The sequence below is a fragment of the Vibrio coralliilyticus ATCC BAA-450 genome (genome assembly GCF_000176135.1).
GTDB classification, from domain to species: Bacteria; Pseudomonadota; Gammaproteobacteria; order Enterobacterales; family Vibrionaceae; genus Vibrio; species Vibrio coralliilyticus.
Map to the genome: position 1 here is coordinate 176,254 of NZ_ACZN01000018.1, position 11,634 is coordinate 187,887.

11 protein-coding genes and 1 pseudogene are annotated in these 11,634 nt (G+C 44.0%); 2 read left to right on the forward strand and 10 right to left on the reverse strand.

From position 1 onward, the window contains the following. Positions 1 to 10: 10 nt before the first annotated feature. A complete protein-coding gene (locus VIC_RS20235) occupies positions 11 to 1,204 on the reverse strand; it encodes a class I SAM-dependent methyltransferase (protein ID WP_006962114.1) in 1,194 nt (397 codons plus the stop codon). Between the two features lie 97 nt (positions 1,205 to 1,301). Further along, complete coding sequence (locus VIC_RS20240) at positions 1,302 to 2,705, reverse strand: methyl-accepting chemotaxis protein (protein ID WP_006962115.1); 1,404 nt, start codon at positions 2,703 to 2,705, stop codon at positions 1,302 to 1,304. A gap of 93 nt (positions 2,706 to 2,798) precedes the next feature. On the opposite strand from VIC_RS20240, the gene yccX reads away from it, so the two are divergent. Further along, the gene (gene yccX, locus VIC_RS20245; protein WP_006962116.1) at positions 2,799 to 3,071 is read left to right on the forward strand and encodes an acylphosphatase; all 273 of its coding nucleotides are present in this window, start codon (positions 2,799 to 2,801) and stop codon (positions 3,069 to 3,071) included. Positions 3,072 to 3,074: 3 nt separating this feature from the next. On the opposite strand, the gene VIC_RS20250 is transcribed toward yccX, so the two are convergent. From VIC_RS20250 to VIC_RS20275, 6 genes and pseudogenes are all read right to left on the reverse strand, one after another. Continuing rightward, positions 3,075 to 3,404, reverse strand: coding sequence for a TusE/DsrC/DsvC family sulfur relay protein (locus VIC_RS20250; protein WP_006962117.1), 330 nt, complete (start codon positions 3,402 to 3,404; stop codon positions 3,075 to 3,077). 131 nt (positions 3,405 to 3,535) lie between these two features. Further along, positions 3,536 to 4,197 (reverse strand): annotated as a pseudogene (locus tag VIC_RS20255) (Bax inhibitor-1/YccA family protein). A 196-nt stretch (positions 4,198 to 4,393) separates the two neighbouring features. Then, positions 4,394 to 5,143 (reverse strand): amino acid ABC transporter ATP-binding protein, encoded by a 750-nt coding sequence (locus VIC_RS20260; protein WP_006962120.1) that lies wholly within the window; start codon positions 5,141 to 5,143, stop codon positions 4,394 to 4,396. A gap of 22 nt (positions 5,144 to 5,165) precedes the next feature. Further along, entirely contained in the window at positions 5,166 to 6,263 is a 1,098-nt protein-coding gene (locus VIC_RS20265; protein WP_006962121.1) for an amino acid ABC transporter permease, read from the reverse strand. 1 nt (position 6,264) lies between these two features. Continuing rightward, positions 6,265 to 7,470 carry an amino acid ABC transporter permease gene (locus tag VIC_RS20270; RefSeq protein ID WP_038163946.1) on the reverse strand — a complete coding sequence of 402 codons (1,206 nt, stop codon included), beginning with the start codon at positions 7,468 to 7,470 and terminating at the stop codon, positions 6,265 to 6,267. A gap of 72 nt (positions 7,471 to 7,542) precedes the next feature. Then, the gene (locus VIC_RS20275) at positions 7,543 to 8,571 is read right to left on the reverse strand and encodes an amino acid ABC transporter substrate-binding protein (protein ID WP_006962123.1); all 1,029 of its coding nucleotides are present in this window, start codon (positions 8,569 to 8,571) and stop codon (positions 7,543 to 7,545) included. 462 nt (positions 8,572 to 9,033) lie between these two features. On the opposite strand from VIC_RS20275, the gene VIC_RS20280 reads away from it, so the two are divergent. Then, positions 9,034 to 9,975: an NAD(P)-dependent oxidoreductase gene (locus VIC_RS20280; protein ID WP_006962124.1), complete on the forward strand. Its 942-nt coding sequence runs from the start codon at positions 9,034 to 9,036 to the stop codon at positions 9,973 to 9,975. 56 nt (positions 9,976 to 10,031) lie between these two features. Here VIC_RS20280 and VIC_RS20285 read toward each other — a convergent pair whose 3' ends face one another. Together VIC_RS20285 and VIC_RS20290 are read right to left on the reverse strand one after the other, a co-directional pair. Then, a complete protein-coding gene (locus VIC_RS20285) occupies positions 10,032 to 10,517 on the reverse strand; it encodes a YajQ family cyclic di-GMP-binding protein (protein ID WP_006962125.1) in 486 nt (161 codons plus the stop codon). Positions 10,518 to 10,535: 18 nt separating this feature from the next. After that, positions 10,536 to 11,588, reverse strand: a complete 1,053-nt coding sequence (locus tag VIC_RS20290; RefSeq protein ID WP_039952371.1) for a 3-deoxy-7-phosphoheptulonate synthase — start codon at positions 11,586 to 11,588, stop codon at positions 10,536 to 10,538. Between the last annotated feature and the right edge of the window lie 46 nt (positions 11,589 to 11,634).

Here is an 11,634-nt window from a genome sequence, read left to right on the forward strand (position 1 = left end):
ATTTGTCTGATTAGATAACTTTACAAGCAAACCCTTTGAGATAGAAACCTTCCGGGTAAGCGGTATCAGTAGGATGATCTGCAGCTTGTTCAAATCGCTCGACGAACTTGACTTGTCTACCCGCATCGACCGCAGCATCCGCAATGATTTTCTGGAATAGAACTTGGTCCATAAGGCCTGAGCATGAATACGTCAGCAGCGTTCCACCAGGCTTTAGAATCTGCATTGCCAGCATGTTGATGTCTTTGTATCCGCGACATGCACCATTGAGCTGAGCTTTGCTTTCTGCAAACTTTGGCGGATCCATAATGACAACATCAAACTTGGTGCCCTGATCGCGATATTCACGTAGCAACTTAAACACGTCAGCATTGAGGAACACAGCGCGTTTTTTAGAGATATCGAACTCGTTAAGCTCAGCATTGAGCTTTGCACTATCCAGTGCTGGCTGAGAGACATCAGCGTTAATGACACGTTTTGCATCACCTTTAAGCGCATACAAGCCGAACCCACCGGTATAGGAGAAGCAGTTAAGTACCTCTTTGCCTTTAACGTATTTCATGGCTTGTTGGCGGCTGTCACGTTGATCTAAGTAGAAACCTGTTTTATGTCCGCCAACGATGTCAACGCTGATTTTGACTCCATTCTCTTCAATGACCACAGACTTTGGTGGCTCGTTACCATGTAAAACACCAGTACGTTCTTCTAAGCCTTCTTTCTTGCGTACCGCTACATCTGAGCGTTCATAAATGTTGCATTGCGGGAATACTTTTAGGAGAGCGTTTATCAGTGACTGCTTCTGGAATTCTGCGCCTGCACTTAGGAGCTGGCAAACAAGGTAGTCTTGATATTTATCGATGGTAATTCCAGGCAGCCCGTCTGATTCTGCTGCGATCAATCGGTAACCCGTTAGACCGTCACGCTCAATCACATCTTGACGAAGCAGCAGTGCGTTTTGGATACGTTTAACAAAGAAATCTTCATTTATCTCAGTTTTCTCAAAGCTCCAAACACGGGCACGAATTTGAGAGTGGGGAGAGTAAGCGCCTTTTGCCAACCATTTGCCGTCATGAGTAAAAATGTCCACTGTTTCACCTAATGAAGGCTCTCCCTCCATTTTGCGAATACCGCGAGAGAAAATCCAAGGATGTCGACGTCTTAAGGATTTATCACGGCCTTTTTCAAGATAAATAGCTGGAGTCATGTGTTTACTCAATTGATTGGTTTTGAAAGGTTGGCTATTTTCAGGGAAGTGGGAGTGAAAAGCAAATAAAAGAGCCGCCAACTGGCGGCTCTGTACATTACGCTTTAAGGCCTGTGAGTAGGTTTTCCATGGAATCACTTTGCCCTCTAAGTTGCTCGATATTTCCATTGGTTGCGTTGATCATTTCGCAGACTTGGTTGGATTGATTGCGAATTTCTTCCACACTCGCCGCGATGCTATCCGCAACAACACCTTGTTCCTCTGCCGCAGTGGCTATTTGCACACTTGCATCAGATATGGATTGGTTTTTGTCTGCCAAGGATGCGATTTCCGTATCCACTTCTGACATCAGTGCTTGGCCTTCGCCAGAGTTGACCACTGTTGTTTCCATCAATTTAGTCAGCGACTGGCTGTTGCGCTGCAAGGCTTCAATCATTGACTGAATTTCAACAGTTGACTGCTGAGTCCTTGCCGCTAATGCTCGAACTTCATCTGCCACCACGGCAAAACCTCGGCCTTGTTCACCGGCACGTGCTGCTTCGATAGCTGCGTTGAGAGCAAGTAAGTTAGTTTGCTCAGAGATACCGTTAATAGCAGTGACTACTTCATCAATTTGAGCTGCATTGGCATCAAGCTCTGCAACGGCTTGAGAAGCAGATTGGACTTCGTTAGATAACTGTGAAATGGAGGTTAGAGTATGGCCGACTTTCTGTTGTCCTTGCTGGGCAACAGAGCGTGCGTTTTCAGTTTGGGTGCTGGAGTCGTGCGCAAGGTTCGCCACTTCGCGAATCGTTGATGCCATCTCTTCCGTTGCACTCGCTAGTGAGTTCAAGTGTTCTTGCTGAGTTCCGGAAATTTCAGCGCTGTGTTGGTTAGACTGATTCAGATCAGAACTGATTTGTTGCATGAGTGCGACTGATTCCTGAATCGACAAGACTAATGACTGCTCTCGCTCCGCGACTTTATCTATGGTGATGGCAATTTCGCTAAACTCATCACGGACTTTGAAGAAGTTCATACGACTGGTTAGGTCACCATCTGCTAGGGTGTTCAGAGCTTTATTCATGGTGAACATTGCGCCACCGATAAAGGTCATAATGTAATACACACCAGAGGCGATAAGAGACAATGTCACTAGAATGATGACAATGTGCGTTGAGGAAAGGGCGGACCATAAGTTTTGACTTGGGTCTGCGACTAGACTGAATGCGCCGTTATTGACACTTATAGCCCCTTCGCCAGCACCAATCGAAATGGTTTCTGAATTTGCGAGTAGAGACGCGACCTGACTTTGAGTGAGATTAGCTGATTCAATTAGACCTTTCATCAAAACTAGTTCATCTTGATAGAGGTGGTTAAGCATTTGATCAGCAGCACTATCGAGAACGAAAGTTAGGACTAAAAGTGCGATGATAGGGAGGAAAAACAGGAGGTAAAACTTTTCCTGTATCTTTAGATGAATGAGATATTTATCAATCCAGCGAAATGGTATTTCTTTCATAATTGCTATTTCCGATGAAAAACCCGTAGTTCCATATGGGTCGTAAAACATACCAATCGAATATATCACGGACCTTGTATTGAGGGATTAGTTATGAATCAAAAGTGCGAGAAGTTCACAGTGTCTGGCATTGTTCAAGGCGTTGGCTTTCGTTATCACACCTCCCACTATGGCATGAAACTGGGCTTAACAGGCTATGCGAAGAACTTGAACAATGGAGATGTTGAAGTGGTGGTGTGTGGTAATGAAGAACAAATAGCCGACATGGCAAAGTGGTTGGAAGATGGCCCTAAGACGTCACATGTTGATTCAGTAGTCTCAGAGCCAATGTCTTATAAACCGTTTAGCGGATTCAAAATTCTTTGATATTTACAAGCATTTCGCGGGTTTTGGTAAACCTGCGAGCTTGGTTGCCTGTTTAGCAGGGCCTTGCTTAAACAGCTTAAAAAGGTATTTACTATTGCCTTTCTCAGGGCCATGCGCTTTTTCCATGGCTTTCACTAGCATTCTCACAGCTGGGGATGTGTTGAACTCTTCATAAAACTCTCGAACAAAGTGGACAACTTCCAAATGAGCTTCAGTCAGTTCGATACCTTCTTGTTCTGCAAGGATCTGAATCATGCCTTCTTCCCACTGAGTATGATCGAGTAGGTAACCCTGTGCATCAGTTTCGATTGATTTGCCGTTGTATTCAAACATTATTATAGGTCTCAAAAACTCAGATATAGAATAGGGTAGCGCAGCTTAGGTTGGGACAACAATATGTAGGAAAAGAAAAAGCCCGGAAGTTTCACCTTCCGGGCTTTATTTAATCAACTTAAGTCTACGAATTAATCGTCATTCATGATGCCTAGAATGCTAAGTAGGCTGATGAAGATGTTGTAGATAGATACATAAAGAGTAACCGTTGCAGAGATGTAATTAGTCTCGCCACCACGGATGATGCCCTGAGTTGTCATCAGAATTGCCATCGTAGAGAACACAATGAACAAGCTGCTTAGAGCCAAGTGTAAGATCGTTGACTGAATGAAGAAACTTGCAATCATGCCTACAACTAGTACAACAAATAGAGAAAGCATCAAACCGCCCATCATAGACAGATCACGCTTCGTTGTTAGAGCGTATGCAGAAGCGGCCATGAATGAAAGCGCTGTGCCGCCAAGAGCTGTTAGAACCACATCACCCATACCTGCGCCAATATAAGCATTCAGAAGAGGGCCAATGGTGTAACCAAGAAACCGGTAAACACAAATGTAAACACGATACCCATGCTGTTGTTACGATTCTTTTCAGTCAAGTAAAGTAGGCCATAGAAGCCAACAAGCATAATGATGATACCTGGGCGAGGTAGATTCATCGCCATAGATACACCAGCAACAACCGCTGACCATAAGAGCGTCATAGAAAGTAGAGCGTAGGTGTTACGCAATACCTTATTGGTTTGTAGAGCACTTTCTTGATTCGAAGTGCGGGTAAACATAGGACTGTTCATAATCTTCCTCGTAAAGGTTTTATGTTTATAACTACATTTATGAGGGCGAACAATGAAAAAATCAAGCCCTATCAATGCATGCAGTAGAGTAAATGATAATAGAAATACAAAGTTATGTATTTTGAAAGATGTAACACAATATAACAAATAAAAAGAGGCGATCTAAATCGCCTCTTTAAAAATTTGCTCTTTTTTCTTAGTGACTTAAGATTTGAGCAAGGAAGTTTTGTGTTCTATCTGACTGAGGATTTTCGAAGAAATCGACAGGATTGTTCTCTTCAATTATCTCGCCAGCATCCATAAAGATAACTCGGTCAGCCACTTCTTTCGCGAAACCCATCTCGTGAGTTACACAGAGCATGGTCATCCCTTCTTCAGCGAGTTCTACCATAACATCCAATACTTCACGTACCATTTCTGGGTCAAGTGCAGACGTTGGTTCGTCAAACAGCATCACTTGTGGGCTCATGCATAGTGAACGAGCGATAGCTACACGTTGCTGCTGACCACCAGATAGTTGACCTGGGTATTTCTCCGCTTGATCTGGGATCTTAACCCGCTCTAGGTACTTCATTGCAATCGCTTTGGCTTCTTCCTTAGGCATCTTCTTCACCCAAATTAGCGCCAATGTGCAGTTTTCCAGAACGGTCAGGTGAGGGAAGAGGTTAAAGTGTTGGAAACACATGCCGACTTCTCGGCGCACTGCTTCTATATTCTTCAAATCTTCCGTAAGCTCATTGCCTGACACGATGATTTGACCTTTTTGGTGCTCTTCCAAGCGGTTGATGCAGCGAATCATAGTCGACTTACCTGAGCCCGACGGGCCACAAATAACGATTTTTTCGCCTTTTTTAACATCAAGATTGATGTTTTTCAGTACGTGAAACTCTCCGTACCACTTGTTCATATCCTTAATCTGGATCATGTAATCTTGTTGTTGCGTCATAATACGTCCTTGAGCTTTCTGATTATCGTTTGTGACCGGTATGAAGTTTGTTTTCTAGCCAAATCGAATATCTCGACATGCCGAAACAAAATACCCAGAACACTAACGCGACAAATACATAACTTTCTGTTGCAAACCCTAACCACTCAGGGTCAGTGTTAGCAGCTTGACCTATACCTAGTACATCAAACATACCAATGATAAGTACTAGACTTGTGTCTTTAAACAAACCGATAAAGGTGTTAACGATTGATGGAATCGTAATTTTCAGAGCTTGAGGAAGAACAATCAGCCCCATTTTCTTCCAGTAGCTTAGCCCGAGCGCATCGGCTGCTTCATATTGTCCTTTAGGTATTGCCTGTAGGCCACCACGAACGACTTCCGCCATATACGCAGCACTAAACATAACCACACCAATGAGAGCGCGGATAAGTTTATCGGTTTCAGACCCTTCTGCAAGGAACAATGGCAGCATTACCGACGCCATAAACAGAACTGTGATGAGCGGTACACCGCGCCAAACCTCGATGTAGACGGTACAGATACTTCGAATGATTGGCATTTCTGAACGTCGACCCAGCGCCAGTGCTACACCAATAGGCAGAGACACAACGATACCGACCAACGCAATGATTAGCGTAACCAGCAATCCGCCCCATTTGTGTGTTTCTACAACTTCTAGCCCAAATACGCCGCCGTACAGCAGTGCCGCGATAATAAATGGGTAGATGTTGACGAAAAACAGCCAAATCCAAAGACGTTTCGGTGTTTTCTCATACGCAAGCAACACAGTGAAAATGGCTAACGTGAAGTAAAATAGGCGAGGGCGCCACAGCTCTTCCTGAGGGTAGAAGCCGTACATGAACTGTTCCCAGCGAACACTGATGAACACCCAACATGCTCCATCCCGTGTACATGCATCGCGTGTGGTTCCGACCCAATCTGCTTTAAGGATTGACCAATCAAACACTGTCCACAGAAGTGATATCGCTAAATACGCTAAGACAACCGTAAGGATAGAGTTTACCGGGCCATTGAATAGGTTTTTGCGTAGCCACCCGACCACACCGACCGTATTAGCTGGTGGTGGCAGATCTGGCTGAAATTGATGTACTTTCATGCTATCTCTCCACCAAAGCAACTTTACGGTTATAGATATTCATCAGAGCTGAGGTAATCAAACTCAATGAGAGGTAAACGGCCATTGTCATCGCAATGATTTCAATTGCCTGACCTGTCTGGTTGAGCGTTGTACCTGCAAACACAGAGACCAAGTCTGGATAACCAATTGCCATCGCAAGAGATGAGTTCTTGGTCAGGTTTAAATATTGGCTTGTCAGAGGTGGAATGATGATTCGCAGTGCTTGTGGAACAATAACGAGCTTCAATGTTCTTGAGCGGGGTAAGCCAAGTGACATTGCTGCTTCTGTTTGCCCATGGCTAACGGCATTGATACCTGAACGTACAATCTCAGCAATGAAGGACGCAGTATAGATACTCAACGCCAGAAGTAGCGCTGCCAGCTCCGGGATGATGCTAACTCCACCTTTAAAGTTGAAGCCTTTAAGTTCAGGATATTCTGCCGAGATAGGTGAACCCATTAGGAAGTAAACCACAGTTGGGAAGACAACAATCAAACCCAACGCAATTCGTCCCATTGGTGTCTGCTGACCTGTAAGACGTTGTTTGTTACGCGCCCAAATACTGATAAAGACAGTGGCAATGATACCAATCACGAATGAAGCAATGACAATTGATGAGCCAGCTTCAAAAATTGGTGATGGGAAATAAAGCCCACGCACGTTTAAGAAAATGGCTTCGCCTAGACTGAGGCTCTGTCTCGCAGAAGGTAGCGCCTGTAGGACAGCGAAATACCAGAAGAAGATCTGTAGAAGAAGAGGGATATTTCGGAACGTCTCAATATAAACAGCAGCAAGGCGACTTACTAGCCAGTTTGATGACAGACGAGCAATACCCATAACAAAGCCTATAACTGTGGCAAGGATAATGCCGAGAACAGAAACTAAGGCAGTGTTGAGGAGGCCGATAATAAATGTGCGGCCATAGGAATAAGTTTCATCGTATTCAATCAGCGTTAGGCCAATCCCAAAGCCTGCTTCTTGCGTCAGAAACCCAAAACCCGTGGCTATACCACGTGCTTCCAAGTTAGTCAGTGCATTATTGACAATCGTGTAGAAGAAAAAGACCAGAGCCAGTATCGCAATAATTTGAAATACGACCGATCGAAAGGTGGGATTGTATAAAAGGCTAGCGTTAGAAGTCGGTCCGTTATCCGTCTTCGACGCAACAGTATTAGTAGGTTTCATACAGCTATAACCTCAAATCCATTTTTTGTAAAAAGGGCGGCTCACACCGCCCATTTTGTTGTTATGTTTTGCTTAACGGATTGGTGGAGCGTACATAAAGCCGCCCGCATTCCATAGTGCATTTACACCACGTGAGATTTGTAGTGGAGAACCCTTACCTACAGTACGCTCGAAGCTTTCGCCGTAGTTACCCACTTGCTTAATAACTTGGTAACCCCAGTCGTCTCGAATACCTAGGCCTTTACCTTTCGGACCATCCACACCCAAAATACGTTTCACGTTTGGATCTTTAGATTTTAGCATCTCATCCGCATTTTTAGAGGAAATGCCGTACTCTTCCGCATTCACCATTGCTGAAAGAGTCCACTTAGCGATGTTGAACCATTGATCGTCGCCTTGACGTACTACAGGGCCGAGAGGCTCTTTAGAAATGATTTCTGGTAGTACCTCAGCTGAACTTGGATCTTGAAGGTTTAAGCGAAGTGCATATAGACCAGATTGGTCAGTAGTTAGCACGTCACAACGACCTGCATCGAAACCTTTTGAAGTTTGAGCTGCTGTATCGAATACTACAGGCTTGTATGACATACCGTTATTACGGAAGTAGTCAGCTAGGTTTAGCTCTGTCGTTGTACCAGACTGAACACAAACCGAAGCACCATCGAGTTCTTTTGCACTCTTAAGACCAAGGTCCTTCTTAACCATAAAGCCTTGACCATCGTAGTAGTTAACACCTACAAAGTTCAGACCCAGAGCAGTATCGCGGTGAAGTGTCCATGTTGTGTTACGAGATAAAACGTCAATTTCACCCGATTGCAGAGCGGTGAAACGTTCTTTAGCGGTTAAAGGCACATACTTAACTTTTGATTTGTCACCAAGTACAGCAGATGCAAGAGCTTGACAGTATTCCACGTCGATGCCTTCCCATTCACCCTTTGAGTTAGGGTTAGAGAATCCTGGTAGACCAGTACTTACACCACAAGTTAGGAAACCCTGCTTAGTCACTTTATCCAGAGTGCTATCTGCTGCAGAAGCACTCGTAGACATAAGAGCAGTCGAAGCAGCTACTACTGAAGCAAGAAGTGTTAGTTTGTTCGCCATTTGTATCCTTCCTGTATGATCCATGTTAAACCAGGTAACACCTGATACAACGAATGAAAAAATTGTTGTGTTTCAATAGTTATTGGCTGATTACTCAATTTTGAGTTGTATATAAATCAACCGTTTATAAGCGTAGGAAAGGATCAGTAAATTCTCAAATATATAATTTAAAAAGATTTATTAAACGAATTTACGAATCCGACCTGTAATTAGAATGACCAAATGTTAAGCGAATGTAAATAGTGCAAGACATCACACTAATGGTGCAAACGTAGAGACTCTCTATAAGTTAGTGTTTACACAATATTTACATTTCGTTCATTTCATAAGGTTTAAAACATAATTCTATAAATAACATTAAATTTGGTGATAAATTATGCGTTTGCCATTGTTGGGTTTATCGATGTGCCCCATCTTTGGTAGTATCTTCTACATAGGTCGTATCATTGCCCAAGGATAGAAATGCAGTATTTTCCTCTGTTTATGAATCTTACCGACAAACCTGTTCTGGTTGTGGGGGGAGGAGAGGTCGCTTGCCGAAAAGTAGATAGTCTGATTCGCGCAGGTGCAAACGTCACCATAGTGTCACCCAAAGTTGAGTCTTACCTACAAAAACTTGCGGAGGATGGCGAGTGTTTGTGGATACAGAACTTTTATTCGGAAGAGCTGTTAGAGCGCAAATACATTCAAGTATGGGCGACAACAGATAATCCAGAGCTCAATCATCGCGTTTATCATGATGCTAAAGCATTGGGCTTACTAGTGAATGTGGTCGATGATCAGCCCTATTGTGACTTCATTACGCCTTCGATGATAAATCGCGGGAGAATTCAGATTGCGATTTCCAGTGGAGGGGCATCGCCAGTTTTGGTTCGTAATATCAGAGAACAGTTTGAAGCTACTTTGCCGCAAAACCTGTCACTACTTGCGGATTTCGGCGCATCAAAGCGGAACGACATCAAACAGCGATTACCTTCTGTTGATTTACGACGTAAGTTTTGGGAATCATTCTTTAGCAACCCAGAAACTGAATTGGCAACGGAGCGCTCGCAGTTAGAGAGTGTGTATCTGAGCACATTTGAAAATCAGATCGAAGACAAAGGCACAGTGACTTGGATAGATTATGGGAATGATGTCGAGCTTCTTCCTCTTAAAGCACTGCGAATTATGCAGCAAGCAGAGCTTGTGTTCTTTGACAAAGATTGTCCGTTTGAGTTTGTGGATTTAATTCGAAGAGATGCTGAGAGAGAAGAATACCGTGATGACGTGGGCTTGTCGGAAAGGTTGGCCAGTGCAAAAAGCGAAAATTTACGAGTGGTCGTCTTGGTCGCGCCAGATTCATCTCAATATAAGTTGCTTAAGAATAGTGATATGCACATTAGGTTAGGCGTGGTTGGTAGTTAGTAAAAATAAGCCCGCATTCGCGGGCTTATTTGATAAATCATAATCCAACGCGCTAGCTAGTCACGAAAGTTATCGTACTGGAATGGTTGGCCTAAATCAGCTTCTCGAATCATGGCGATGGTTGATTGCAGATCGTCACGTTTTTTACCCGTAACCCGAACCTTTTCACCTTGAATGGATGCCTGCACTTTTAGCTTGGCATCTTTAATTGCTTTCACTACTTTCTTAGCTGTCGGCGTATCAATACCTTGTTTGAATACGACAATTTGATGCCAGTTCTTGCCTGATGCTTCTTCAGCTTTTGCTTCCATTGCATTGACGTCGACACCGCGCTTTGTCAGGTGTGAGCGTAGAATGTCGCGCATTTGCTTAAGCTGGAAGTCACCCTCAGCATTCAAACGCACAGATTCATCTTTTTGCATTTCAAATGATGCTTCAACACCACGGAAATCAAAGCGAGTAGACAATTCACGAGATGCATTATCTACTGCGTTACGAAGTTCAACCGTATCGATTTCAGATATAATATCAAAAGATGGCATTACTCTTATTCCTCTCGTTTAACCGCGTGATTTAACGGCAGCTGCCAGCATATCTAGCATTGTTGCTGTATCTTCCCAACTCAGACACGGATCTGTGATTGACTGACCGTATGTAAGGTTGTTGATGTCTTTCATTGGCTGATTGCCTTCGATGATAAAGCTTTCTGCCATAATACCCGCAATCTGATTTTTACCAGATGTGATCTGTTCGCAAATGTTTTGTGCAACATCAAGTTGCTTACGGTGTTGCTTTTGGCAGTTAGCATGGCTGAAATCGACCACTAGGCGCTGAGGTAACTCAAACTCTGCCAGTTGCTGGCAAGCCGCTTCTACAGACTCTGCATCAAAGTTCGGCCCTTTGTCACCACCACGAAGGATAACGTGGCCATACGGGTTACCGCTTGTGCGATAAACAGTCATGCGACCATTTTTGTCCGGTGAATAGAAGTAATGAGAGGCTTTAGAAGCGCGAATCGCATCAATCGCAATTTTAATGTTGCCGTTTGTACCGTTCTTAAAACCGACAGGGCAAGAAAGCGCTGACGCCATTTCACGGTGAATCTGAGACTCAGTGGTACGTGCGCCAATCGCACCCCAAGTGATTAGGTCTGCAATGTACTGGCCAGTAATCATGTCGAGGAACTCAGTAGCTGTCGCAAGACCTAGCTTGTTGATATCTAGAAGTAGCTTACGTGCTTTGTTAAGGCCCGTCTCGAGTGCATAAGAACCATCAAGATTTGGGTCCGTGATCAGGCCTTTCCAGCCAACTACAGTACGAGGCTTTTCAAAGTACGTACGCATGACGACAAACAATTCGTCTTTGTATTGCTCTTGGATATCAGACAGGCGTTTAGCGTAGTCAAGAGCAGCGTCGGTATCGTGTACAGAACATGGGCCGACAATCACCAATAAGCGATCATCTTCCCCTATAAGAATTTTTTCAATTTGACGGCGAGATTTAGCGATGCGTTCCGCTACATCGTCCGTAATTGGGTGGGCGCTTCCAAGCTCAGCCGGAGTCGGCATCGGACCCAGTGGCTGGGTTCTTAATTCATCGGTTTTGAGTGGCATACAATAGCCTGTTCTTTTTATTGCGAAGCGGTAAAGATAACGGAAA

Coding starts and splice junctions, on each gene's coding strand:
- VIC_RS20235 (WP_006962114.1), bottom strand. CDS start 1,204: ATGACTCCAGCTATTTATCTTGAAAAAGGCCGTGATAAATCCTTAAGA.
- VIC_RS20240 (WP_006962115.1), bottom strand. CDS start 2,705: ATGAAAGAAATACCATTTCGCTGGATTGATAAATATCTCATTCATCTA.
- yccX (WP_006962116.1), top strand. CDS start 2,799: ATGAATCAAAAGTGCGAGAAGTTCACAGTGTCTGGCATTGTTCAAGGC.
- VIC_RS20250 (WP_006962117.1), bottom strand. CDS start 3,404: ATGTTTGAATACAACGGCAAATCAATCGAAACTGATGCACAGGGTTAC.
- VIC_RS20260 (WP_006962120.1), bottom strand. CDS start 5,143: ATGACGCAACAACAAGATTACATGATCCAGATTAAGGATATGAACAAG.
- VIC_RS20265 (WP_006962121.1), bottom strand. CDS start 6,263: ATGAAAGTACATCAATTTCAGCCAGATCTGCCACCACCAGCTAATACG.
- VIC_RS20270 (WP_038163946.1), bottom strand. CDS start 7,470: ATGAAACCTACTAATACTGTTGCGTCGAAGACGGATAACGGACCGACT.
- VIC_RS20275 (WP_006962123.1), bottom strand. CDS start 8,571: ATGGCGAACAAACTAACACTTCTTGCTTCAGTAGTAGCTGCTTCGACT.
- VIC_RS20280 (WP_006962124.1), top strand. CDS start 9,034: ATGCAGTATTTTCCTCTGTTTATGAATCTTACCGACAAACCTGTTCTG.
- VIC_RS20285 (WP_006962125.1), bottom strand. CDS start 10,517: ATGCCATCTTTTGATATTATATCTGAAATCGATACGGTTGAACTTCGT.
- VIC_RS20290 (WP_039952371.1), bottom strand. CDS start 11,588: ATGCCACTCAAAACCGATGAATTAAGAACCCAGCCACTGGGTCCGATG.